This window comes from Nocardia sp. NPDC049149, assembly GCF_043197455.1.
Classification (GTDB): Bacteria; Actinomycetota; Actinomycetes; order Mycobacteriales; family Mycobacteriaceae; genus Nocardia.
Genome location: NZ_JBICTD010000006.1, coordinates 689,428 through 714,694 on the forward strand (window position 1 = coordinate 689,428; position 25,267 = coordinate 714,694).

Annotated in this window: 21 protein-coding genes; 17 read left to right on the plus strand and 4 right to left on the minus strand. The window is 66.9% G+C overall.

The genetic code is table 11. The features are described from left to right. The first annotated feature begins 121 nt into the window (after positions 1-121). From metH to ACGFNJ_RS27350, 6 genes are all read left to right on the plus strand, one after another. Positions 122-3,718 (plus strand): methionine synthase, encoded by a 3,597-nt coding sequence (gene metH / locus ACGFNJ_RS27325; RefSeq protein WP_393453899.1) that lies wholly within the window; start codon positions 122-124, stop codon positions 3,716-3,718. Positions 3,719-4,120: 402 nt separating this feature from the next. Further along, entirely contained in the window at positions 4,121-5,869 is a 1,749-nt protein-coding gene (locus ACGFNJ_RS27330; RefSeq protein ID WP_393453902.1) for a protein kinase, read from the plus strand. A gap of 93 nt (positions 5,870-5,962) precedes the next feature. Beyond that, entirely contained in the window at positions 5,963-6,634 is a 672-nt protein-coding gene (locus ACGFNJ_RS27335) for an HAD family hydrolase (RefSeq protein ID WP_393453905.1), read from the plus strand. Between the two features lie 147 nt (positions 6,635-6,781). Next, complete coding sequence (locus tag ACGFNJ_RS27340) at positions 6,782-7,645, plus strand: arpA protein (protein WP_393453908.1); 864 nt, start codon at positions 6,782-6,784, stop codon at positions 7,643-7,645. Between the two features lie 66 nt (positions 7,646-7,711). Beyond that, entirely contained in the window at positions 7,712-8,542 is an 831-nt protein-coding gene (locus tag ACGFNJ_RS27345) for a class I SAM-dependent methyltransferase (protein WP_393453911.1), read from the plus strand. Beyond that, a complete protein-coding gene (locus ACGFNJ_RS27350) occupies positions 8,539-10,347 on the plus strand; it encodes a choline/carnitine O-acyltransferase (RefSeq protein ID WP_393453914.1) in 1,809 nt (602 codons plus the stop codon). Before ACGFNJ_RS27345 ends, ACGFNJ_RS27350 begins: the two co-directional genes overlap by 4 nt. Before the next feature lie 262 nt (positions 10,348-10,609). Here ACGFNJ_RS27350 and ACGFNJ_RS27355 read toward each other — a convergent pair whose 3' ends face one another. Then, the gene (locus tag ACGFNJ_RS27355) at positions 10,610-11,587 is read right to left on the minus strand and encodes an NAD(P)H-dependent flavin oxidoreductase (protein WP_393453917.1); all 978 of its coding nucleotides are present in this window, start codon (positions 11,585-11,587) and stop codon (positions 10,610-10,612) included. A gap of 84 nt (positions 11,588-11,671) precedes the next feature. Here ACGFNJ_RS27355 and ACGFNJ_RS27360 point away from each other — a divergent pair, with 84 nt between their 5' ends. The 5 genes from ACGFNJ_RS27360 to ACGFNJ_RS27380 all read left to right on the plus strand — a co-directional run bounded on the left by ACGFNJ_RS27360 (position 11,672) and on the right by ACGFNJ_RS27380 (position 14,934). Beyond that, on the plus strand, positions 11,672-11,953 hold the full coding sequence (locus ACGFNJ_RS27360) for a phosphoribosyl-ATP diphosphatase (protein WP_393454212.1): 282 nt from the start codon (positions 11,672-11,674) through the stop codon (positions 11,951-11,953). A 45-nt stretch (positions 11,954-11,998) separates the two neighbouring features. Next, entirely contained in the window at positions 11,999-12,850 is an 852-nt protein-coding gene (gene hisG / locus ACGFNJ_RS27365) for an ATP phosphoribosyltransferase (RefSeq protein ID WP_393453920.1), read from the plus strand. Between the two features lie 334 nt (positions 12,851-13,184). After that, entirely contained in the window at positions 13,185-13,319 is a 135-nt protein-coding gene (locus ACGFNJ_RS27370; protein WP_281196907.1) for a hypothetical protein, read from the plus strand. After that, positions 13,319-14,560: a YeiH family protein gene (locus tag ACGFNJ_RS27375; RefSeq protein ID WP_393453924.1), complete on the plus strand. Its 1,242-nt coding sequence runs from the start codon at positions 13,319-13,321 to the stop codon at positions 14,558-14,560. Before ACGFNJ_RS27370 ends, ACGFNJ_RS27375 begins: the two co-directional genes overlap by 1 nt. 137 nt (positions 14,561-14,697) lie before the next feature. Next, positions 14,698-14,934 carry a hypothetical protein gene (locus ACGFNJ_RS27380; RefSeq protein ID WP_393453927.1) on the plus strand — a complete coding sequence of 79 codons (237 nt, stop codon included), beginning with the start codon at positions 14,698-14,700 and terminating at the stop codon, positions 14,932-14,934. 16 nt (positions 14,935-14,950) lie between these two features. Here ACGFNJ_RS27380 and ACGFNJ_RS27385 read toward each other — a convergent pair whose 3' ends face one another. Further along, positions 14,951-15,862, minus strand: coding sequence for a RecB family exonuclease (locus tag ACGFNJ_RS27385; protein ID WP_393453930.1), 912 nt, complete (start codon positions 15,860-15,862; stop codon positions 14,951-14,953). Positions 15,863-15,975: 113 nt separating this feature from the next. On the opposite strand from ACGFNJ_RS27385, the gene ACGFNJ_RS27390 reads away from it, so the two are divergent. Then, positions 15,976-16,809 (plus strand): tRNA (adenine-N1)-methyltransferase, encoded by an 834-nt coding sequence (locus tag ACGFNJ_RS27390; RefSeq protein ID WP_069162618.1) that lies wholly within the window; start codon positions 15,976-15,978, stop codon positions 16,807-16,809. A gap of 57 nt (positions 16,810-16,866) precedes the next feature. Here ACGFNJ_RS27390 and ACGFNJ_RS27395 read toward each other — a convergent pair whose 3' ends face one another. Beyond that, entirely contained in the window at positions 16,867-17,259 is a 393-nt protein-coding gene (locus tag ACGFNJ_RS27395) for a hypothetical protein (RefSeq protein ID WP_393453934.1), read from the minus strand. Positions 17,260-17,567: 308 nt separating this feature from the next. Here ACGFNJ_RS27395 and arc point away from each other — a divergent pair, with 308 nt between their 5' ends. The 3 genes from arc to ACGFNJ_RS27410 all read left to right on the plus strand — a co-directional run bounded on the left by arc (position 17,568) and on the right by ACGFNJ_RS27410 (position 22,705). Continuing rightward, entirely contained in the window at positions 17,568-19,328 is a 1,761-nt protein-coding gene (gene arc, locus ACGFNJ_RS27400) for a proteasome ATPase (RefSeq protein ID WP_393453937.1), read from the plus strand. 1,225 nt (positions 19,329-20,553) lie between these two features. After that, positions 20,554-21,192 carry a TetR/AcrR family transcriptional regulator gene (locus ACGFNJ_RS27405; protein WP_393453940.1) on the plus strand — a complete coding sequence of 213 codons (639 nt, stop codon included), beginning with the start codon at positions 20,554-20,556 and terminating at the stop codon, positions 21,190-21,192. Then, positions 21,185-22,705, plus strand: a complete 1,521-nt coding sequence (locus tag ACGFNJ_RS27410; protein WP_393453943.1) for a glycosyltransferase family 39 protein — start codon at positions 21,185-21,187, stop codon at positions 22,703-22,705. The genes ACGFNJ_RS27405 and ACGFNJ_RS27410 overlap by 8 nt, the downstream gene beginning before the upstream one ends. Positions 22,706-23,245: 540 nt before the next feature. Here the strand turns inward: ACGFNJ_RS27410 and arsM are convergent. Then, a complete protein-coding gene (gene arsM, locus ACGFNJ_RS27415) occupies positions 23,246-24,058 on the minus strand; it encodes an arsenite methyltransferase (RefSeq protein ID WP_393453945.1) in 813 nt (270 codons plus the stop codon). Positions 24,059-24,165: 107 nt separating this feature from the next. On the opposite strand from arsM, the gene ACGFNJ_RS27420 reads away from it, so the two are divergent. Continuing rightward, positions 24,166-24,543 (plus strand): metalloregulator ArsR/SmtB family transcription factor, encoded by a 378-nt coding sequence (locus tag ACGFNJ_RS27420; protein ID WP_393453948.1) that lies wholly within the window; start codon positions 24,166-24,168, stop codon positions 24,541-24,543. Then, a complete protein-coding gene (locus tag ACGFNJ_RS27425) occupies positions 24,540-25,262 on the plus strand; it encodes an aquaporin (protein ID WP_393453951.1) in 723 nt (240 codons plus the stop codon). Before ACGFNJ_RS27420 ends, ACGFNJ_RS27425 begins: the two co-directional genes overlap by 4 nt. Positions 25,263-25,267 lie beyond the last annotated feature (5 nt).

Below are 25,267 nucleotides of genomic sequence, written 5' to 3' on the forward strand. Positions count from 1 at the left end.
GGCGTGTCGTATGCCGTGGCCGGGCCCGGCGTGTTCGACGACCGCGTTCCACTAGGGGTGTGTCCGTGCACACGCGACGCGGCGAGCAGCAGTGTCGCACCCGACCATTACGCTTGATCTCATGTCTGCGTCCACCCCCGCCGAGTTCGACACCACGCTACTCGACACGTTGCGCCGTCGTGTCGTGATCGGCGACGGTGCGATGGGCACGATGTTGCAAGCGGCGGACCTGACGCTCGACGACTTCCGCGGTCTAGAGGGCTGCAACGAAATCCTCAACGACACCAGGCCGGATGTGCTGCGCCACATCCATCGCGCGTACTTCGAGGCCGGTGCGGACGCGGTGGAAACCAACACCTTCGGCTGCAATTTGCCGAACCTCGCCGATTACGACATTTCGGACCGCATTCGCGATCTGTCCGAGCGCGGCACCCGGCTGGCCCGCGAGGTAGCCGACGAGATGGGCCCGACCGCGGACGGAACCCCGCGCTATGTGCTCGGCTCGATGGGCCCCGGCACCAAGCTGCCCACCCTCGGCCATGCTCCTTATACCTTGCTGCGCGATGCGTACACCGAGTCGGCGCTCGGCATGCTCGAGGGCGGCGCCGACGCCATCCTCATCGAAACGTGCCAGGACCTGCTGCAGGTCAAGGCGGCGGTGACCGGAAGCCAGGCCGCGATGCGTCTGCTCGGCCGCCGCATCCCGATCATCACGCACGTGACCGTGGAGACCACCGGCACCATGCTGGTCGGCAGTGAGATCGGCGCCGCGCTCACCGCGCTGGAACCGCTCGGCATCGACATGATCGGGTTGAACTGCGCGACCGGCCCTGCCGAAATGAGCGAGCACCTGCGCCATCTGTCCAGGCACGCCCAGATTCCGGTGTCGGTGATGCCGAACGCGGGACTGCCGGTGCTCGGCGCGAACGGCGCCGAGTACCCGCTGACACCGGAGGAACTGGCGATCGCGCTGCGCGGCTTCGTCACCGAGTTCGGGCTCGCGCTGGTCGGCGGCTGCTGCGGCACCACGCCCGAGCACATCCGGCAGGTGACCGAGGCGGTGCGCGAGGTCGAGCCGACGTTGCCGCCGATCGAGCAGCGCCGCACGCCTTCCCACGAGCCGAGCGTGTCCAGCATGTACACGGCGGTGCCGTTCGAGCAGGACGCCTCGATCATGATGATCGGCGAGCGCACGAACGCCAACGGCTCCAAGGCCTTCCGCGAGGCGATGCTGGCGGAGGATTGGCAGAAGTGCCTCGATATCGCCAAGGACCAGACCCGCGACGGCGCGCACATGCTCGACCTGTGTGTCGACTACGTCGGCCGCGACGGCACCAAGGACATGGAGGCCCTCGCCTCGCGCCTGGCGACCTCCTCGACGCTGCCGATCATGCTCGACTCCACCGAAACCCCGGTGTTGCAGGCCGGTTTGGAGCACCTCGGCGGGCGCTGCGCGGTCAACTCGGTGAACTACGAGGACGGCGACGGCCCGGAATCCCGGTTCCAGCAGACGATGAAGCTGGTCGCCGAGCACGGCGCCGCGGTCGTTGCGTTGACCATCGACGAGGAGGGCCAGGCCCGCACCGCACGCAAGAAGGTGGAGATCGCCGAGCGGCTCATCGCCGATATCACCGGCAACTGGGGTGTGCTCGAGAGCGACATCATCATCGACACCCTGACCTTCACCCTCGGCACGGGTCAGGAGGAGTCGCGCAAGGACGGCATCGAGACCATCGAGGCGATCCGGCTGCTCAAGCAGCGGCATCCGGAGGTGCAGACCACGCTCGGCCTGTCCAATATCTCCTTCGGCCTGAACCCGGCCGCGCGCCAGGTGCTGAACTCGGTGTTCATGCACGAATGTGTCCAGGCCGGACTGGATTCCGCGATCGTGCACGCGTCGAAGATCCTGCCGATGGCCCGCATCCCCGACGAACAGCGGGAGACGGCACTGGATCTGGTGTACGACCGCCGTGGCGAGGACTACGACCCGCTGCAGAAGCTGATGAGCCTGTTCGAGGGCGTCTCGACGTCCTCGTCGCGCGCCTCGCGTGCCGAGGAATTGGCGGCCTTGCCGCTGTTCGAGCGGCTGGCGCGGCGCATCGTCGACGGCGAGAAGGCTGGCATGGAGGCCGACCTCGACGAGGCGATGGGCCAGGTGCCGCCGCTGCAGATCATCAACGAGACGCTGCTGTCCGGCATGAAGACCGTCGGTGAGCTGTTCGGCTCCGGGCAGATGCAGCTGCCGTTCGTGTTGCAGTCGGCCGAGGTGATGAAGTCCGCGGTCGCCTACCTGGAGCCGCACATGGAGGCCACCGACGACAGCGGCAAGGGCCGCATCGTGCTGGCCACCGTCAAGGGCGACGTGCACGACATCGGCAAGAACCTGGTCGACATCATCCTGTCCAACAACGGCTACGAGGTGGTGAATCTCGGCATCAAGCAGCCGATCGCGACCATCCTCGATGCGGCCGTCGACAAGAAGGCCGACGTGATCGGCATGTCCGGGCTGCTGGTGAAGTCGACCGTCGTCATGAAGGAGAACCTGCAGGAGCTCAACTCCAAGGGTGTCGCCGAACAGTTCCCTGTCCTGCTCGGCGGCGCGGCGCTGACCCGCGGATATGTTGAGAACGACCTGACCGAGGTGTACGAGGGCGATGTGCATTACGCGCGCGACGCCTTCGAGGGCCTGCGGTTGATGGACGACATCATGACCCGCAAGCGCGGCGGCGGACCGGATCCGGACAGCCCGGAGGCCATCGCCGAGCGGGAGAAGGCGGCCGAGCGCAAGGCGCGCCACGAGCGGTCCAAGCGGATCGCCGAGCAGCGCAAAGCGGTGGAGGTGCCGATCGAGGTGCCCGCGCGCTCCGATGTCGCCGCCGACGTGCCGGTGCCGGTGCCGCCGTTCTGGGGCACCCGGGTGGTGAAAGGCCTGGCACTGCACGAGTATTCGGGGCTGCTCGACGAGCGAGCGCTGTTCCTCGGGCAGTGGGGGCTCCGTGGTCAGCGCGGCGGCGAGGGCCCGAGCTACGAGGAGCTGGTGGAGACCGAGGGCAAGCCGCGGCTGCGCGCCTGGCTCGATCGGTTGAGCACCGAGAACGTGCTGCAACATGCGGCGGTGGTCTACGGCTATTTCCCCGCGGTGTCCGAGGGGGACGATGTGATCGTGCTCAGCGAGCCCGATCCTGGTGCGGCCGAACGGTATCGGTTCACCTTCCCGCGCCAGCAGCGCGACCGTTTCCTCTGCATCGCCGACTTCATCCGTTCTCGCGAGCGGGCGCAGGAGACCGGCCAGGTGGACGTGCTGCCGTTCCAGCTGGTCACCATGGGTCAGCCGATCGCCGACTTCGCGAACGAGCTTTTCGCGGGCGACAACTATCGCGACTATCTCGAGGTGCACGGCATCGGCGTGCAGCTCACCGAGGCGCTGGCCGAGTACTGGCATCGGCGCGTCCGCGAGGAACTGACCTTGGACGGTCACGCGGTCGCCGATTCCGACCCGACCGACGTGCTCGAGTACTTCAAGCTCGGTTATCGGGGCGCTCGCTACTCTTTCGGCTACGGCGCCTGCCCGGATCTGGACGATCGTGCCAAACTGGTCGATCTGCTCGAGGCGGAGCGGATCGGCGTCGTGCTGTCCGAGGAGCTGCAGCTGCACCCGGAGCAGTCCACCGATGCGTTCGTCTTGCTGCATCCGGAGGCGAAGTACTTCAACGTCTGAGCGTGGTTACCCCGGGCATTCCGGAGGCAGTTATGCGATCAGTCGTTCCGCTGTGACGGTGTTCACGTTGGCGCGGAACAATGTTCGCGTCGGGCTAGAGCCTTCCTTACCTGCTCATATGATGTGATTCGGGTAAATTGCGACGCGCCGAGCGGATTTCGCACTTCGGCGTGGCGGGTCGCTGACCTGGGCTATCGCGTAGGCGAAATTGGTGAGGTGGATGTGGGTCGGGTGGGTATGTCATTGTCGGAAGCGTTGCAACTGCATCCGGAGCAGTCGGCGGATGCGTCGCCATCGCTGCTTACGGTGCAAAGTACTTCGGCGCGTAGCGATTTCGGGACCTCCCGGTGTCGCGCGTCACTGCAAGACCGGCTCGGCGCGTAAGCAGGAAGGCACAACATCATGACCTCGGACCGATTGATCGCGGGACGCTATCGACTCACGGATCCGATCGGCACAGGTGCAATGGGCGTTGTGTGGCGCGGGACGGATGTCCGGTTGCGGCGCACCGTCGCGGTGAAGCAGCTGATCCTCGCGCCCGGTTTGTCGCGGTCGGCGGCGCTGGAGGCGAAGCTGCGCGCGATGCGCGAGGGACGCATCGCGGCGCGACTGCATCATCCGAACGCGATCACGGTCTTCGATGTCGCCGAGGAAGACGGCCAGCCGTGGCTGGTCATGGAATACATGGACGCGCCGAGCCTCGCGGCCAAGCTATCCGGCAAGCGCACCCTCGCCCCTGCGGAGGTCGCCAAGATCGGCGCGCAGGCCGCTGGCGCGCTGGCCGCCGCGCACGACGCCGGCATCATGCACCGCGATGTGAAGCCGGCGAACCTGCTCGTCGGTGACGACGGGACGGTGAAGATCACCGACTTCGGCATCTCCCGCGCCGTCGGCGATGTCACCGTCACCGCGACCGGATTCCTCGCAGGCACGCCCGCGTATCTGGCGCCCGAGGTGGCGCGCGGCGAGAACCCGGAGCCTGCCTCCGACGTATTCGCTTTGGGCTCAACGCTGTACGCCGCCGTGGAGGGGTTGCCGCCGTTCGGTGAGGGCGACAATCCGCTCGCCCTGCTACATGCTGTCGCGCGCGGCGATATACCGGAGCCGAAGGGCGCGGGCGCGCTCGCGCCGGTGCTGATGCGGCTGCTCGCGCCGACCATCGATGCCCGCCCGTCCATGCGGGAAGCGCAGAAGGCGCTGGAAGCCGTTGCGGAGGGCCGGGATCCGGCGATGGGCACGCCCTCGCTGACCAAGGCGTTGCCCGCGCCCGGCGCCGACAACGCGACAACCGTGCTGCCGCAGTCCGGCGCCGACGCGACGAACGCAGGCGAGGCGACAACGGTGGTGCCGACCTCGATCTTGTCGAAACCCGATGCGACCAAAAGCATTTCCGCACAACCGTCGATCCCGGCGTACTCCGCTGCGGCGCCGACTCTGGCCGGTGGCGGAACGCAGCGCGCCGGTGCGACCGGGACACAGCGCACGCGCGGCGAGGATCGCAACCGGGCCATCGTCGTCGCGACCTCCGCGTTCGTCGCGGTGCTCGTGATGATCGGGCTCGTCGCCGTGCTGGTCAACAACAACCGCAGGGGCGGCGACACCGCGCCGACGCCGCAGGCCTCGGTGCCGTCCTCGGTGGTGGGGCCACCTGCCTCGGCCGACGCGGGCACCTCGGCCCCGCAGGAACCTGCGGCACCCGCAGTGACCTCCGCGCCCGGCCAACCGACGCCGAGCCCGACTCCCGCGCCGTCGTCCGCGCCGTCCACACCACCCTCCTCAGCACCGCCTTCGTCCGCGCCTCCGACGACTCCGCCGCCGACCGTCAGCGCGACCCCCTTCGGCCCGCCGACCCCGGAGAAGGTTTCCCAGTTCGTCTCGGGGTACTACGGCATGCTCCCCGGCAACCCGAGTGCCGCGTGGTCCCAGCTCTCGCCTGCGTATCAGGGCCAGGCGGGTGGCTACAACGAGTACGTCCGCTGGTGGGGCACGATCAGTTCGATCACCGTCCGCTCGGTGACCCCGAACGGAGACAATCGCGCGGTCGCGTCGCTCACCTACGTGAAGAAGTCCGGCGAGACGGTGAACGAGACCCGCTGGTTCCAGGTCGCCTCCGAGAACGGCCGGATGTTGATCACCGCATCGGGAACGTAAGCAGGGCCACATCTGCACAACTGGCCACGGTGGTGCACCTGGCTCGGCGGTTATCGTGGCTACGGCCTGATCGGTAATCGAACGAGGAGACGCGTGACCGCACGACCAGCTGCTGTTTTGTGGGATATGGACGGCACGCTCCTGGATTCGGAGAAGCTCTGGGATATCGCGATGCGCGAGCTCGCCTGGCGGCACGACCGTGAGCTGACGGCCGAGATCCGGCACACGTTCATCGGTGCGGCCGGACCGGACTCGCTGCGGCTCCTGTTCGCCGGCATCGGCGTCGAGCCGACGCCGGAGGCGATGCATGCCGCGGCGGAGTTCATCGAGCATCGGGTGTCCGAGCTGATGACCGGACCCATCCCGTGGCGGCCCGGCGCGAAAGACGCGCTGGGGTTGGTGCAGGAGGCGGGCCTGAAGTCGGCGCTCGTCACTAATACCAAGCGGTCGCTCGCCGAATTCGGTCTCGACACGTTGGGCCGCGACTTCTTCGACGTGTCGGTCTGCGGTGACGAAGTGGCGCAAGGCAAGCCGGCGCCGGATGTGTACCTGCGGGCCGCCGAGCTGCTCGGCGTCGATCCGCGTGCCTGTGTGGCCGTGGAGGATTCGCCGACCGGCACCCGCTCTGCACACGCCGCGGGCTGCGCGGTGCTTGTGATTCCGTGCGAGATTCCGGTGCCCGCCGGACCCGGACGGACCTTCCGTGATTCACTGATCGGGTTGACCATTGCGGACCTGGAACACGCACTGACACAACGCGACTGAGCAACGCGGCCGACACTCCCGACCGCGCTCTACTGAGAGTTACTGTGCCGCAACGGGAGTGCGTGCAGCTGGCAGGTGTGATCGTGATCACCGGCAATCTCGCCGAATCTCGGGCGTGTCGGCAACGCGCTCTACCAGAATGTCGCCATGGCAGCCTTGGGTGTCCTCGACGAGATCGTTGATACCGCACGGTATCCCCTCGCGGATCCGGACGACTCCGGCAGGCGCGCCGCGGTGGACCTGGCCAGTGCGGAGTTGGCCGCGGTCGGCTGCACCGTGTTGCGCGGTTTCATTCGGCCGGAATTGACCGAAACGCTGCGGGCGCAGGGCGAAGCGATGGCGCCGCACGCCTACTACGAGGTCGAGCGGGTCAACGCCTACAACATCCCACTGGATACCGAACTGCCCGAGGATCATCCCGGTCGGATCGTGCTGGAGCGCGGCAACGCGTTCGTGCCGCGCGACCGCATCCCCGGTGACGCGCTGATCCACCAGCTCTATGTCGACGAACGATTCCAGCGTTTCGTCGCGGACTGCTTCGGCCTGTCCGAACTGCACGAATTCGCCGACCCGCTGGCCGGGCTCTGCCTCAACGTCGTTGCGCCGGGCATGTCGCACCCGTGGCACTTCGACACCAACGAATTCACCGTCAGCATGCTCACCCAGCCCGCCGAGTCGGGCGGAATCTTCGAGTACTGCCCCAACATTCGCACGCCATACGCGGAAAACCTCGACGACGTGGGCGCGGTGCTCACCGGCGACGGCGAGCGCCTGATCCAGCGGCTCGACCTGCGCCCCGGTGACCTGCAACTGTTCCGCGGCCGCTTCTCGCTGCACCGCGTGTCACCCGTCGACGGTGGCACCCAACGGCATTCGGCGATCTTCGCCTACACCGACCGGCCCGGCGTCATCGGCACGGTCGAACGCACGAGGCAACTCTTCGGCCGCGTACTACCCGACCACCTGGCCGCCGCGGCCGACGTCGTCCGCGGCGACCGTTTGCTCGACTGAGCCGAACGGCCCGATCGGATCCTGCGATCGGGAACACCGCTCGACCCGAGAGGAACGATTGTGGCAGTGCCGTTACACACGACCGGGAAAGCCTCCTTCGACGACATCTACGATCGTCCCGATCCACGCGATTACTACGCCAGAATGTCCGACCTCGACTATCGGATCCCGGAGCTGGCGAAACCCGTCTTCCAGCAACAGATTCGGGAGTACCGCGCGTCCGCGCGGGTGGACACCCCGACGGTGCTCGATATCGGCTGCTCCTACGGCGTCAACGCGGCGTTGCTGCGCCTGGATGCCACCATGCCCGAACTCGCCGAGCACTACGGCACGGCGAAAGGCGACCGGTCGGCGCTCGTCGCAGCCGACCGTGCGCTCCTCGGCGCCAGTGACACCCTGTCCGACGTGCGCTTCCTCGGCATGGACGCCTCCGCGCCCGCGCTCGCCTACGCACGGGAAACCGGGCTGCTGCACGACACGGTGCACGCCGATCTCGAGTCCGGTGAACCGACCGACGAGCAGCGCGCTATCCTCGCCTCCGCCGACATCGTCATCTCCACCGGCTGCGTCGGCTACGTCACCGAGAAGACCCTGGCTCGGGTCGCCACCGCACACCCGCGGCGGCGGCCATGGATGGCACACTTCGTGCTGCGCATGTTCGACTTCATGCCGATCGCCGCGGAACTCGCCGCGCTCGGCTACCGCACCGAACGAGCGCCAGGACTGTTCGAACAGCGCAGGTTCGCCTCCGCCGCCGAGCAGACCCAGGTGCTGAACACCCTGTCCGCCAATGGAATAGACACAACCGATCGGGAAACCGAAGGCTGGCTCTACGCTGGTCTCTATCTCTCCCGACCGTTGCCGAAGCCGCACGCCGACACCGAGGACCAGCATTGACCGAACGCACCTTCGCCGCTGAAGACCACCTGCCCCGGGTGCCGCTGCCGACGCTGGAGGCCAGCTGCGACCGGTTTCTAGAGTGGTGCGCGCCGCTGCTCAGCGCCGAACAACGCGCCGAGACCGAGGCGGCGGTTGCCGACCTGCTGCGCGCGGACGGGCCCGGCCGCACGCTGCACGCGGCGCTGGCCGAATACGACGCCACCCCGGGGGTCGGCAGCTGGCTCGACCTGTTCTGGCCGTCGCGCTATCTGGGCAGGCGGGACCGGATCGCGTTGAACGCCAACTTCTTCTTCCTCTTCCGCGACGACACCCCGCTCGCCGCATCCACGGCGGCGACGCAGGTGGATCGCGCGGCCGGAATCATCTCGGCCGCAGTGGATTACAAGCTGGCACTGGACGTCGAGGCGATTCCGCCGGTGACCCAGCGTGGGCAGCAGCTCTCGATGTGGCAGAACAAGTACCTGTTCTCCGAGACCCGCATTCCCGGCGACCCGCAGGATGGGGTGCGGGTGCCGTACACCGACGAGTGGCCGGGGCCGTCGCAAGCACGGCACATCGTGGTGTTCTTCCGCGGCAGCATCTTCCGGATGGATGTGCTCGGTCCCGATGGAGCGCCGTACTCCCTCGACGACCTCACCTGCGGGCTGCGCGAGGTGCTGAAGGCCGGTGCGCGCACCACCCGAACCGATTCCGCGGTCGGACATCTCACCACCAAGGCGCGCGCCGAATGGGCGGCCAACAGGCAGGAGCTGCTCGCCGATCCGGTCAACGCGGCCGCGCTCGACACGATCGAGACCGCGTTGTTCTGTGTCTGTCTGGAGGATTTCGCGCCGCGCGACGAACAGCACGCGTGTGATCAGCTGCTGCACGGCGACAGCGCCAATCGATGGTTCGACAAGTCGGTGTCGTTCATCGTCTTCGAGGACGGTCAGGCGGGCATCAACGTCGAGCACTGCGGGCTGGACGGCACCACCATCCTGTCCTTCGTGGACACGCTGCTCGAGACGCCCGCGAACGAGCACGCCGCGCGCTCGGGAGCGCAGGCCCAGGGGCTGCCCGCGGTCGAGCTGATCAACTTCTTCCTCGAGGCGGCCCAGCGCGACGACATTGCCGCCGCAGGCGCGGATTTCGCCAGGTACGCCGCCGACAATGCCACGCAGACAGTGTCTTTCGCCGACTTCGGGACCGGCCGCGCCAAGCAGCTCGGCATCTCACCGGATGCGTTCGCGCAGTTGAGTTATCAGCTGGCCCACCGGCGCAGCAAGGGAATCACCGGCGCCACCTACGAATCCATCGCCACCCGCCAGTACCGCAACGGGCGCACCGAGGCGATGCGGGTGGTCACCCCGGAGATGGTGGCCTTCGTCGACGCGATGCAGGATCCGTCGGTCGATCAGGAGACCAAGCTCGCCGCTGCCCGCGCGGCGGCCGCCGCGCACGTCAACCGGGCCAAGCAGTGCCAAGCGGGTGACGCGCCCGAGCAGCACCTGTGGGAGCTGCAGTGGATCCAGCGCCGCCGGGGCGCGGAACTCGGTGTCACCGAACCGATTCCGCTGTACGACAGCCCGGGCTGGCTGATCATGCGCGACGACTACCTGAGCACCAGCTCCGCGCCGTCGGTCAACATCCGCTACTTCGGTTTCGGATCGACAAGTCCCACCTGCATCGGCGTCGCCTACGTCCTGCTCCCGGACCGCTGGAACCTCTACCTCGCCACCCCGACCACGGTCGCCGACCAGATGCACGAGTTCGCGGTGCACCTCCGCACCGCAGTCGCCGACCTGGAGGCGCTCCTCTCCTGAATGATCCGCACCGTCTCTGGGGATCCGCACCCGCTACGGGCACCCAGAACGAGTGCGGATCCACGGAACGGGTGCGGGTCTTCACGTACCGACCTGGCCCTCGCCCTTGATCAGTCCGCACCTCTTCTGTTGATCCGCACTCGTTCTCGGAATCCGCACCGGTTCTGTTGATCCGCACCGGTTCTGGGCGCCCAGAACGAGTGCGGATCCGCAGAAGGTGTGCGGCCCTTCGCGTTCGGGCGTGTAGCGCGCAGGTGGGTGCTCAGCCTTCGATGTGGCGTTGTAGGCTGGCGCGGGCCAGGGCGCTGTCGGCCTCGGCGATGATGCGGGCGACGAGGTCGGCGGCGTTGTCGATCGTGGTGATGAAATCGACGCCCTCGCCCGCCCACACCGGGAGCGTCGCCGGGTCGCCGTGTTCGACCTCGGCCATGAAGCGCTGCTGGGCCGCGGTGTCGGCGCGCAGATCGTCCTCACGATCGTGCCAGCGGTCGAAGAACGAATTGCGCAGCATGCGTGCGGTGTAGCGGGCCGGCCATGGGGAGTGCCGCGCGATGTCGTACACCCGGTTGCGGGTGGTGTCGTCGCCGCTGGCGGCGACGATCGCCTTCGCTTCCTCGGGCGCGACCAGCGCCTCGTGCGTCGCCTGGAATCGAGTGCCGATCAGCGCGCCCGCCGCACCGAGAGTGATCGCGGCCGCCAGCCCACGCCCGTCCGCGATGCCGCCCGCCGCGAGCACCGGTGTCGTCGGCGCGAGGTCGGCCACCGCGGGCACCATCGTCATGGTCGACCGTCCGCCGCCGCCGTGACCGCCCGCCTCGCCGCCCTGCGCGACGATCACCTCCGCGCCGACATCGACCGCTCTGCGCGCTTCCTCCAGGTCGGTGACCTGAACCATGAGGGTTGCTCCGGCGGTGCGGACCGCCTCGACGAAGGGGCTCGGATCGCCGAACGACAGCAATATCGCGCTCGGCCGGTACCTGTCGAGCACCCACTCGACCGTCTCGAGTTCCACCGCCCAGGACAAGAATCCGACGCCCCACGGGGCCCGCGCGGTCGCCGTGACGATCGACAACTGCGACGTCAGCCACTCGCGATCGCCGCCGCCTGCGCCGAGGAAACCGAGCCCACCGGCGTTCGACACGGCGGCGGCGAGCGCACCACCGGCCACACCACCCATGGGGGCCAACGCAATCGGATGACGCAATGAGAACAATTCGGTCAACGCTGTGCGGAAAGGCATGGCACCATCATGCTCCCGCCGCGGCGGGTGGCCGAGGGCCGTTGCGCGCCCGATCGGGCCGGAGCAACAGTCCCGCACACCGGTCTGAAACAATGGTTCCTCGTGAAGAACTTCGAAACCCTGTTCGCTGAGCTGCAGGATCGTGCGGTGACCCGCCCCGAGGGGTCAGGAACCGTGGCCGCGCTGGACGCGGGCGTGCATTTCCAGGGTAAGAAGGTGCTCGAGGAGGCTGGCGAGATCTGGCTGGCCGCCGAGCACGAGAGCGACGAGGCGCTCGCCGAGGAGATCTCGCAGCTGCTGTACTGGGTTCAGGTGCTGATGGTGGGTCGTGGGCTGAAGCTCGAAGACGTGTACCGACATCTGTGACGGCCGTCTTACTCCGCAGTTTCTCCTCGTGAAAGGAACCACCCCATGCTGCGCGTCGCAGTTCCCAACAAAGGCGCCCTGTCCGAAGCCGCCACCTCCATCCTGGCCGAGGCGGGCTATCGCAAGCGCACCGACGCCCGCGACCTGACCGTCCTCGATCCGGCCAACCAGGTCGAGTTCTTCTTCCTGCGGCCCAAGGACATCGCCATCTACGTCGGGTCCGGTGAGCTTGACCTCGGCATCACCGGCCGCGATCTCGCGCTCGATTCCGGTGCGCCGGTGAGCGAGCGTCTCGGTCTCGGCTTCGGCCGCTCCACCTTCCGCTATGCGGCCCCGGCCGGGCAGGACTGGAAGGTCGACGACCTCTACGACAAGCGCATCGCCACCTCCTACCCGAACCTGGTGCTCAGCGATTTGCAGCGCCGCGGCATCGAGGCGGAGGTGATCCGCCTGGACGGTGCGGTCGAGATCTCCATTCAGCTCGGCGTCGCCGACGCGATCGCCGATGTGGTCGGCTCCGGGCGTACCCTGCGTCAGCACAATCTGGTGGCGTTCGGGGAATCGCTGTGTGATTCCGAGGGTGTGCTCATCGAACGCACCGGGTCCGATCAGAAAGAGCGGACACGCAACCAGCTCATCGCGCGCATCCAGGGCGTCGTGTTCGGCCAGCAGTACATCATGCTGGACTACGACTGCCCGAAGGAGCTGCTCCAGCAGGCGGTGGCGATCACGCCGGGCCTGGAGTCGCCGACGATCTCGCCGCTGGCCGACGAGAACTGGGTCGCGATCCGTGCGATGGTGCCGCGCAAGCAGGGCAACGAAGTGATGGACCAGCTCGCCGAGCTCGGCGCCAAGGCCATCCTGGCCTTCGACATTCGCTCCTGCCGCGCGTTCTGAGTCAGGCCGCCGCCGCGCCGGTCAGTCGCCGCGCGGCGGACCGGCCTTTTCGTTCTCGGCCGAGAACGAAAGAACCACGCGCAGAAAGAGATCGGTGCGGCCACCGGGCGAGGCTCGGCATGCCAACGGCCGAAGAGGAGTTGGCACGCCGAGCCGTCCGGGTAATCGACGAAGGGCGTTCGTCATGACCGACGAAAGGCGTTGGTCGTGACCGATTATCGCCGTCTGGTTTGTCGTGTATGCGTGAATAATTCACGCTGAATACAACCGGTGTGCTGGTGAGCGGGCATTGCTACCGTGCGGCCTCTAGATGAGGAACGCAAGGAGCACGCCCGTGTCACAGACATCGCCCGACGAACGGTCGGGGAGCATATTCGCCTGGAACGAGGACTGGCTGGCGGCGATCGTCGGGCTCGCGCTGATCGCGTTGGTTCTGGTCGGCGCGATCCCGGATTGGCTGGTGCCGTGATGTCGGGCATCGAAGATCGGAACGGCACCGCGCCAACGGATTCCGATGTGGACGGCGGTGTGGTCACTGCCGCGAAGACTGAACCGGGCACCGATCCCGTCGGCGGAACCGCTACGCCTGAAACCGCGGTTACCTCGGAAACGGCAGCGCTGCAAGCGGTCTCGCGTCCGACGGTGGGTGCGATCATCGCCGGTATCGCGGTGGTCCTCGTGCTCGGCGCGTTGACCCGCTACTTCGATACCCATGTGCCGCAATGGGCGAAGGGCACCCCGTTCCAGCGGGTGGCCAAGTCGATCGAATTCCCGGTGTACGCCATCGCGATCGGCCTGATCGGCAACGTCGTCCTCGCGAAACTGTCGCTGCGCGACCGGCTCTCGGCCGGGTTCCGCACCGAGTTCTTCATCAAGACCGGCGTGGTGCTGCTCGGCGCATCGATCAACCTGAAGATCCTGGTGACCGCGGCAGGCCCGTCGATCCTGCAGGCACTGCTGCTGATCACCGCGGTGTTCGGCTTCACCTGGTGGCTCGGCGGGCGGCTCGGGCTCGACGACAAACTGCGGGCGCTGCTGTCCTCCGCGGTGTCCATCTGCGGCGTCAGCGCGGCCATCGCGGCGGCGGGCGCGGTGCAGGCGCGGCGCGAGCAGATCGCCTACGCGGCCTCGCTGGTGATCATCTTCGCGCTGCCGTCGATCTTCGTCTTGCCGTGGCTCGCCGAGGTTTTCGGGCTGTCCGACGCGGTCGCAGGCGCCTGGATCGGCGGCAACATCGACACCACGGCGGCGGTCGCGGCGTCCGGCGCGATCGCGGGGGAGAAGGCACTGCAGATCGCGACCATCGTGAAGACCACGCAGAACGCGTTGATCGGCATCGTCGCGATCGCGCTCACCGCGTACTTCACCGTGAAGGTGGAACGCACCAAGGGTGCGGCGCTGCCGTCGCTGCGACAGTTCTGGGACCGGTTCCCGAAGTTCGTCCTCGGGTTCGTCGCGGCCTCGGTGATCGGCACGCTGTATCTGCAGTCGGCCGACAAGAAATCCGGCGCCGCGCACATCGCGATCGTCAACGACCTGCGCACCTGGTTCCTGATCCTCGCGTTCGTCTCGATCGGGCTGGAATTCTCGTTGCGCGGGCTGCGTGAGGCCGGGTGGCGGCCGATCGTGGTGTTCGGCTCGGCCGTGGTGGTGAACCTGGTTGTCGGGCTGGGCCTTTCGGTCCTGCTGTTCCACAACTTCACCGTCTGACGGAGCGCGCACGGAATCGGCAACGATTCCGTGCGCACGTCTTGACCTGGGGTTTGTGTGATATGCCCACTGTCGGAAGCCGCCAATTCAGCGCGTCTTCATGAAAACTTCACGGTCGATCCGCAACACTGTGCGGTGTGTTGAGCGAAGTACACAACGAGAACGTCGAGACCACGCTGTTGGCCTCGGCACAGACGTACGGGAGGACGTCGATGCAGACGAAGGCCGAACGAGCAGACCTATGGCCCCGCCTCAGGAACGTGCTGCTAGTGGCAGGTGATGTACTCGGGGTCGTGGTGCTGATCGTGGTGGTCGCTCTCATCGGCACCCATGGCACGTCATTGGACTTCTTGACGGCGATGATCGGGCGCTGAGGTCGATCGGGCTCGCCTACTCGGCGACCGCGTCGGCAAGCGTCTCGTCCGGCGATTCCCCGATGCCGCCGTCCGGCCAACCGGGATACGGCGGCGGCGTACCGCCGAATTCAGGGCACAGGTGCTGGTAGTCGCAGTGGGCGCACAGCCAGCTTCTGCTCGGCTGGAACTCACCGGTGCGGCCGGCCTCCAGGATGGCCTGCCACAGCGCCGACAGCGTGCGTTCGAAGCGGAGCAGCTCCTCCTCGTCCGGCGCGTAGGTGAGGATCTGCTCGTCGGCCAGATAGATCAGCCGCAGCTGCGCGGGCACGATGCCGCGGGTGCGCAGCACGACGAGCGCATAGAACTTGAGCTGGAACAGCGCCCTGGTCTCCTGGGTGGGTCCGGGAGCGCGGCCGGTCTTGTAGTCGACAACGCGCAACTGCCCGGTGGGCGCCACATCGATCCGATCGACGAAGCCGCGCAACAGAACTCCGTCGTCCAGCTCGACCTCCACCCGCGCCTCGCGCGACTCCGGTTCGAAGCGCGTCGGATCCTCCAGCCGGTAATACGCCTCGACCAGCGTGCGCACCTCGCCGAGAAAACCGTCGAGCTCCGCGTCGGTGATCAGCTCGGTCACCTCGGGCCGCTCGTCGGCCACCCTGGACCACGCGGGCCGCACCAGCGTCTGCGCCCGCTCCGGCTGCCGCTCGGCCGCGGGCAGTCCGTACAGGTCTTCCAGCACCGCGTGAACCACCGTGCCGCGCACCGCGATCCGGGTCGGCGCTTCCGGAATCCGATCGATCGCCCGATACCGGTACTTGAGCGGGCACTGCTTGAAATCCATTGCCCGCGAAGGGGACAACGCCGGCCTCGACCGGCTCGCCACCGCATCGGGTTCGGGCGGCGGCGGGCCGTCGGCAGGGGGCGTGGACACGGGCGAGGACATACCTGGCAGGCTATCCGGCGGCACCGACACGCCGATGCGCAACCGACCCGCGGTATCGAGCATGCGCGGCGCCCCTGTCACTCGAGCATTGCGCTACCAGCGAACGGAGATTCATGACGGCCAGGCGGACCGGTCCATTCACCCTCGGTGACCGGGTACAGCTGACCGATGCCAAAGGGCGCCTGTACACGGTGGTCTTGGAGGAGGGCAAGGAGTTCCACACGCATCGCGGCGGGATCAAACACGACAGTTTGATCGGCGCCGACGAAGGCAGCGTGGTGCAGTCCACCAACGGCACGCCCTATTTGGCCTTGCGCCCGTTGCTGATCGACTATGTGCTGTCGATGCCGCGCGGCGCCGCGGTGATCTACCCGAAGGACGCCGCGCAGATCGTGCACGAGGGTGACATGTTCCCCGGCGCGCGGGTGCTCGAGGCAGGCGCGGGGTCCGGCGCGCTGACGTGTTCGTTGTTGCGTGCCGTCGGGCCGCAAGGCGAGGTCGTTTCGTACGAAATTCGCGAGGATCATGCCGAACACGCGATTCGGAATGTCGAGACGTTCTATGGCGAACGACCGGCTAACTGGTCGCTGACCGTCGGCGATGTGGCCGATTACGCGGGCGAGCCGGTCGACCGCGCGGTGCTGGACATGCTCGCGCCGTGGGATGCACTCCCCGCGGTGGCGAAGGCGCTGGTCCCCGGCGGCGTGCTCATCGTGTACGTGGCGACGGTCACGCAGTTGTCGAAAGTCGTGGAGGCGCTGCGGGAGCAGGAATGCTGGACCGAGCCGCGCTCGTGGGAGTCGATGGTGCGCGGGTGGCATGTGGTCGGCCTCGCGGTGCGTCCCGAGCACCGGATGCAGGGCCATACGGCCTTCCTGGTGAGCGCACGGCGGCTGGCCGAGGGCACGGTGACCCCCAAGCCGCAGCGGCGGCCGTCGAAGGGCTGACAGTCCGGCCGAGGGCGCCCGCAACCACCCTCGGCCCCCGCCTGGATCAGCCGTGAATCAGGCGGGCAGGCACGGCGCCTGCGCGAAGCTGAGCAGGATGCAGCCGGACTGGTCAGAGAGCTTCCAAGTGCCGCCGACGTTCTCCCAGGTGAGTGGCACGGCGGGCGCGGCGCCGTGCGGCGAGGTGATGGTGACCTGTGCCGTGGCTGCGGCGCCTTGTGTTGTGATGTCGGCCACTCCGTAGGTCAGGGTGCCGTAGCCTGCCAGTGCCTTGTTCATCTGATCGATGTTCGCGGTGCGCTTTTCGCCGTCGACGATGAGCTTGGTCTTCTCCGCGGTGGGAACTGCGGGGTCGGACAATTTGACCAAGACGGACTGCAGTGCCTCGGCGGTCGGCGCGCCCGCGGCGGCGCTCGCGCTCGTCTTCGGTGCCGCGCTCGACGCCGTCACGCTGGAGGAAGAGACCTTGCCGTCGGATTTGTTGTCATCGGAGCTACAGCCGGCGAGGCCTACCGTAACGGTGAGGGCGGCAGCAGCGGTAGCCACGGAAACGCGGAGAAATCTGGCGGGAAGGAGCATAGTCAGCAACCTTTCGGCTCGGTCGGCGAGCAGGCTCACCGAGTGCGGGTTAGGGCAGGCTAACATGGTCATCCGGCGGTCGATCGCAGCCCAGATGTGATCACGACGAAACCATGTCGGAAAGCGAGAACGGTTCGCGCCCGGTAGCGTTGATAGACCGGGACTGGGAGGAGCAGCACATGAGCCCCATCGAGAATTCGGATTCGGCGGCCTGGAGAGAGCTCGAGGCAGTACGCGCCGAGGCGGCTGCACTCCGAAGGCAACTCGCCGATTCGCCGGATCGCGCACGGGAATTGGAAGCCCGCATCGATTCGCTGACCATTCGCAACACGAAGCTGATGGACACACTCAAGGAAGCGCGGCAGCAGCTGGTCGCCTTGCGCGAGGAAGTCGATCGGCTCGGTCAGCCACCGAGCGGATACGGGATTCTGATCGGTGTCTACGACGATCAGACGGTCGACGTGTTCACTTCGGGTCGCAAGATGCGGTTGACGTGTTCGCCGAACATCGAGACCTCGACCCTCGAATACGGCCAGACCGTCCGCCTCAACGAGGCGCTCACGGTGGTCGAGGCAGGCGTCTACGACGCCGTCGGTGAGATCGGCACGCTGCGCGAGATCCTCGACGACGGTCGCCGGGCGCTGGTCGTCGGTCATGCCGACGAGGAGCGCGTCGTCTGGTTGGCTGGCCCGCTGGCCAAGGTCGCCGAATACGACGACATGGACGACCCCGACTCCCCGATTCGCAAGCTGCGTCCCGGCGATTCGCTGCTGGTCGACACCAAGGCCGGCTTCGCGTTCGAGCGGATCCCCAAGGCTGAGGTCGAAGACCTTGTGCTGGAAGAGGTTCCGGACGTCGACTACACCGACATCGGTGGTCTCGGCAGGCAGATCGAGCAGATCAGGGACGCGGTGGAACTGCCGTTCCTGCACAAGGATCTGTTCCGCGAGTACGCGCTGCGCCCACCCAAGGGTGTGCTGCTGTACGGCCCGCCCGGCTGCGGTAAGACGCTCATCGCCAAGGCGGTGGCGAATTCGCTGGCCAAGAAGATCGCCGAAGCGCGTGGTGAGGATGCCAAGGAAGCCAAGTCATTCTTCCTGAACATCAAAGGCCCCGAGCTGCTCAACAAGTTCGTCGGTGAGACCGAGCGCCACATTCGGATCATCTTCCAGCGGGCTCGCGAGAAGGCGTCCGAGGGCACTCCGGTGATCGTGTTCTTCGATGAGATGGATTCCATCTTCCGCACCCGCGGTTCGGGCGTGTCCTCCGACGTGGAGACCACGGTCGTGCCGCAGCTGCTTTCGGAGATCGACGGTGTCGAGGGACTCGAGAACGTCATCGTGATCGGTGCGTCCAACCGCGAGGACATGATCGACCCCGCGATCCTGCGGCCGGGCCGCTTGGACGTGAAGATCAAGATCGAGCGGCCCGACGCGGAATCGGCACAGGACATCTTCTCGAAGTACCTGGTCGACACCCTGCCGTTGCATGCCGACGACGTCGCCGAGTTCGGTGGCGACAAGGCGGCCTGCATCCGCGCGATGATCGAACGGGTCGTCGACCGGATGTACGCCGAGAGCGAGGACAACCGCTTCCTGGAAGTCACCTACGCCAACGGTGACAAGGAAGTCCTGTACTTCAAGGACTTCAACTCCGGCGCCATGATCCAGAACATCGTGGACCGCTCCAAGAAGTACGCCATCAAGGCCGTCCTCGACACCGGCAACCCCGGCCTGCGCATCCAGCATCTCTACGATTCGATCGTGGACGAGTTCTCCGAGAACGAGGACCTGCCCAACACCACGAATCCCGATGACTGGGCTCGCATCTCGGGCAAGAAGGGCGAGCGGATCGTCTACATCCGCACCCTGGTCACCGGCAAGAACGCCAGCGCAAGCCGGGCGATCGACACCGAGTCGAACACGGGTCAGTACCTGTAGATTTCGGACCGAAAGGCCGCGCTCCCGTTGGGAGCGCGGCCTTTTCGCTGTGTGCGCACTTGGTTGTGGTTGCGGACAACTGCGGCGTGAGAGAAGTGGTCGCTGGGCTTCATTGGCGTGAGAGAAGTGGTTGCGAGCCTCATCGACGGGAGTGCAATGGTTGTTGGCCCATCGACGGGAGTGAAATGGTTGATCAACTTCATCGACGGGAGTCATATGGTGGCAGTACGCACCGAGACGCCCACCATTTGACTACCGTCGATTTCTTTCAAGATCTTTGAACCGGACCACAGCCAAGCAACCCGGTCTGGAACAAGAGAACACGCACCTGACAGCGGAGGTCAGCCGGGTACGGCACCCGACGCCACCACGCTATCCAGTGCAAACCCCGAAACCGTCCCGCTCGCCAGGAAGCCGTCCAACCCGCGGATAAACCACCACCCCAAACGCAACACGCCTTACGAAACCCGCACCAGCCCCCAAAGCCGCGCCCCCGAAGCCGCGTGCTTCCGAGGCCGCGGCCCCACGGGTCGGGTTGGGTTGCGCTCGTGCCGCTTTGGGCTCGGCGAAGGCAAAGATTTCCCCGACTACACGGTCTCCTGTGAGTACGGCATCTCGGTGTGTGCACCGGATTAGCGTGGTGGCGTCGCCTGCCGTACCCGGCTGACCTCCGCTGTCGGTCACGCGTTCTCTCGTCCCAGCCGGGTTACTTGGCTGTGCTCCCGTTTCGAGAACTTTCAAGATCAAAGACAGAGATTCAAGATCAAAGACTCTCAGCCGCACACTTTCTGTCTTCCCGCACACGATTTCGCATGCCAGATCGTGTGCGGGAAGACAGAAAGGGTGCGGCTGCGGGGGTTTCACGATCAACTACGCCGAATCCTCGCTCGCACCCACCGCGCGCTCCGTAATCCGCACCCCCTCTCGGCAACCGCACTCGTTCTGGGGATCCGCACTAGCTGTGGGCTGCTAGAACGGGTGCGGATCCGCAGAAGGGGTGCGGATTTCGGGGTCAGGCAGGCTGGGCGCGGTTACCGGCCTCAGAAGTGCCAGCGCTGCCAGCTTGTGGGATCGGAGGGGTTGTTTCGGGCCGAGGGGGTAATGGTGCAGGTGGCTTCTCGGGCGACGCCTGCACCAGTTCCCCATGATCAACCGACCAACTCCGGCGCGGGGTGGGTGGCTGCTGATCGGGGTCTTGGTTGGCCGGGTGTGTTAATATTTGGCCGTGCGGTCAGAAAATGGGCTGGATGGTCAGCGGGGGTCGTTTATCGAGCAGGCGCGGCGGCGGCAGATCATCGGGGCCGCGGTGGAGGTGATCTCCGAGGTCGGGTATGGGAGTGCGTCGTTGGCGCGGATTGCCGAGCAGGCGGGGATCTCCAAAGGGGTGATCTCGTATCACTTTGCGGGCAAGGACGACCTGATGGAGCAGGTGGTGATCCAGCTCTATGTGATGGGGGGCGAGCGGATCGGGCCCGCGGTGGAGGCCGCGGACGGCGCGCGAGACAAGTTGCTGGCCTACATCGGATCGAACCTGGACTTCATCGCGGCGAACACGAAGCACATCGCGGCACTCACCGATGTGGTGCTGAATCTGCGGGGCGCGGACGGTAAGCATCGGTTCGCCACCGCGGAGGGCGAGCAGGAGATCATGGCGCCGCTGATCGAGATCATGCGCGCGGGACAGGATTCCGGCGAATTCGGCGACGAGTTCGATCCGGTGTCGATGGCGAAGACCATTCGCGACGTGATCGACGGCGCTGCCGGGCGGGCGACCCGGGAACCGGATTTCGATATGGATAGCTACTCGGCGCACGTGCGCCGAGTGATCGACGTGGCGACACGCAAGGTGGGGAACGATGAATGATCTGATGAAAACGCAAGTACGGCATGAGGATATCTCGGAACCGCGACCGCCGTTCGCGGTCGTCGGGGTAGGCGTTGTCGCGGTGCTTTCGGCGATCGCGCTGTTGGCCTCGGTGGGGCGCTACGGATTCTTCGGCGATGAAATGTATTTCGTCGCCGCGGGACGCAGGCTCGCTGTCAGTTATGCCGATCAGGGGCCGGTGCTGCCTGCGATCGCCCGGCTGATGGATCTGCTTGCGCCGGGATCCATGGTCGCCCTGCGGATTCCGGCGGTGCTGGTCACGGTCGCCGCGATTGTGATCAGCGCGCAGATCGCCAGGGAGTTCGGTGGGTCGCGCCGCGCGCAGGTGCTCACCGCCATCGCCTACGCGACGTCGCCGTTCCTGCTCGTGCAGGGAGTCCTGTTGGCCACCAACACGATCGACACCGCCCTGTGGGTGCTGATCAGCTGGTTGCTCATCCGCTGGGTGCGAACCCGCAACGATCTGCTGCTACTCGGCGCCGCGCTGGCTACGGCGGTGGACATGCAGGTCAAATGGTTGATCCCGTTCTTCTGGATCGCGGTCGCGATCGGCGCGCTGTGCTTTGGGCCACGAGAGCTGTTGCGCCGCCCCGCATTGTGGGCCGGCGCCGCGCTGGTCCTCCTGGTGACCCTGCCGAGCCTGATCTGGCAGGCGAGTCACGACTGGCCGCAGCTGCGGCTCGGCGCGGTGGTCGCGCAGGAGCAGGCGACCATCGGTGGTCGCTACACCTGGCTGCCCCTGGCCATCATTCTCGCCGGGCTGCTCGGCGGCGCACTGCTGATCTACGGAATCGTGACGTTGTTCCGCTGGGAACCTTTGCGCCCCTACCGTTTTCTCGCTCCGCTGCCGTTGCTGCTCGCCGTCGTCTTCCTCGTCACCGACGGCAGGCCGTACTACGCGGCGGGCTGCTACGCCGCGATCATGGCGGCGGGCGCCGTCCGCTGGACCGACGCCTCGGCACGCTGGCGCACCTACGTGACAATCCCGGTGGTCGTGCTTTCGGTGGCGACCGTGCTGTTCTCGCTGCCATGGCGCGCCGAATCGGACATCACGCCGGTCAAGGACGAGAACGAGGTCGGTTTGGCACTCGACGTCTACGGCAAGTTCGGCTGGCCCGAGCTCGCCGAATCGACTGCGACCGCCTACCAGGCGATTCCGGAATCCGAGCGGGCAGGCGTCGTCATCGTCGCCGACTCCTATTGGCAGGCAAGCGCACTCGACATGTTCCGCGAAAAGTACGGCCTGCCCGCCGTTTACAGCCCGAACCGCGGTTTCGGCTATTTCGGCGCCCCGCCCGACTCCGCAACCACCGTGCTGTGGGTAGGCGGCAAGGAAGCCGACATCCGCCCGCTCTTCGGCGCGATGACCCCCATCGGCCGAGCGGACGCCACTCTCGGCTTCCCCGGCGTCACCCGAGACGTCACCATCTGGCGTTGCGACCGACCCGTCAACCCCTGGTCGACAACCTGGCCCTCCTTGTTGCACTTGTGAACTCGACCGAACTGGAGAAGTGACCCCGACGGGCGGGACCTTGCGGCGAGTGAGACCTTGCGTCGGGCGGGACCTGGCGTCGGGCGAGGCCTGGCGTCGGGCGGGACCTTGCGTCGGGCGGGACCTTGCGTCGGGCGGGACCTTGCGTCGGGCGGGGTCTGGCGTCGGGCGAGGTTTGGCGGCGAGCGGGACCTGGCGGCGAGCGGGACCTTGCGTCGGGCGGGGCCTGGCGTCGGGCGGGGCCTGGCGTCTGGCGGGGCCTGGCGTCGGGCGGGGCCTGGCGTCGGGCGGGACCTTGCGGCGAGCGGGACCTGGCGTCGGCGAGGCCTGGCGGCGAGTGAGATCCAGGGTCGAGTGGGGCCCGGCGTCGGGCGGGGTCTGGCGTCGGGCGAGGCCTGGCGAGGGGTGGGACCTGGCGAGGGGTGGGGCCTGGCGAGGGGTGGGACCTGGCGTCGGCGAGGCCTGGCGGCGAGTGGGACCCAGTGCTGAGTGGGACCCGGCGCCGAGCGCGATTCGGCGCCGGGTGATCGGAGTCCGGTTCTACACGCAGCAGGACGGTCCGCAACATGGAGTTGCGGCGTCTTCGGTGCTGTGCTGCTCGACCGGCTTGACGGCCTGCACGATCGCCGAGTGCATCCCGTCGGCCACCGAATGGGTTGGTGTGATCTCGATATCGCTGAATCCGGCTGCGGTCAGTCCCGCCCGATATTCGGCGAACGACAATGCGCCTGCGATGCACCCGACGTAGTCACCGCGCTCGCCGCGCTGTTCGGCGGACAGGGTGTCCTCGGCGACGACGTCGGAGATCCCGATGCGCCCGCCGGGGACAAGCACACGAGCCATCTCGGCGAACACGGCAGGCTTGTCGACCGACAGGTTGATCACGCAGTTCGAGATGACCACGTCGATGCTGTTGGCGGGCAACGGAATCGACTCGATCGTGCCCTTCAGGAATTCCACGTTCGTCGCTTCGGCTTTGGCGGCGTTCGCCTGTGCCAGCGCCAGCATTTCGTCGGTCATGTCGACCCCGAATGCCTTGCCGGTCGGCCCTACTCGGCGCGCGGACAACAGCACGTCGATGCCACCGCCTGAACCCAGGTCGAGCACTCGTTCACCTTCGCGGAGTTCTGCGACAGCGGTCGGATTGCCGCAGCCGAGCGACGCGGCAGTGGCCGCGATCGGGAGCTCGTCACGGTCGGCCGTGCGGTACAGGCTCGCACCGAAGTTCGCGTCGATCGCGACATCGCCACTGCCGCAGCAATCGTTCGCGACGCCACCGTCGGCGACGGTGATCGCGGCCTGGGCATACCGGGCTCGGACGGTCTCCCTGAGTTCGCTCTGCTGATCTGTCATGACACACCCCTTGCTGAATATCCGGTCCGGCGATGCCCCGACCGGGTTGTATCGATGAATGTCGATACAGCTTGCGCCGCTGAATCGATGTCTGTCAATATAGATAGGTGTCGAAACACGAACTGTCAGTGATCGCGTCCACGAACGCCTGCTGCGCACCGACGCTGACCGCGCCGCTGAGCCACAATGCCGCGGTCGAACTGGCCGTCGCGTTCAAGGCGCTGGCCGACCCGGTCCGGTTGCGGCTGTTGTCGCTGATCGCCTCCCGTCCGGGGGAAGAAGTCTGCGTGTGCGAACTGACCCCGCAGTTCGAGCAGTCCCAGCCCACCATCTCCCACCACCTCAAGGTGCTGCGCGAAGCGGGCCTCATCGACTGCGAACGCCGCGGTACCTGGGTCTACTACTGGGCGATACCGCAAGTCCTGCAGCAACTTTCCGCAGTCTTGGGCGCCGCGGGCGTCGAATCTGTCAGCACGCCGGTATGAGCGCACCGCTGACGCGGCGGCTGCTCGCGGAGTTCGTCGGGACCGCACTGCTGGTCTGCATCGTTGTCGGCTCGGGCATCGCCGCCAGTCAGCTGTCGCCCGGCGATCCCGGCCTGCAACTGCTGCAGAACTCCACCACCACGGTGTTCGGGCTCGCGGTGCTGATTCTGGTCTTCGGCCCGGTGTCCGGCGCCCATCTCAACCCGGTGGTTTCCGCCGTCGACTGGCTGCTCGGCCGCCGCGCGGGCACGGGCCTGACCGGCCGTGATGTCATCGCCTATGCGTGCGCACAGACCGGCGGCGGGATCATCGGCGCGGTCATGGCCAACCTCATGTTCGACCAAACCCCGCTGCAACTCGCCACCCACCACCGCATCACCGGCGGACATCTGATCGGCGAAATCCTTGCCACCGCAGGGCTTATCGCCGTCATCTTCACCCTCGCCCGCACGGGCCGGGCGGCCTTGTCGGCGGCTGCGGTCGCGGCGTGGATCGGCGCGGCCTACTGGTTCACCAGCTCGACCTCCTTCGCCAATCCGGCCGTCACCATCGGACGCGTCTTCTCCGACACCTTCGCCGGGATCGCCCCCGCCTCCGCTGCCGGGTTCATTGCTGCCCAACTGATCGGCGCACTGACCGGGCTCGCGTTGGTCAGCGTCCTGTATCCCGGCACGGCCTCGGCGGCAGACGTCGTCACCCCGCACCGCGCCGCACACTGAAAGGC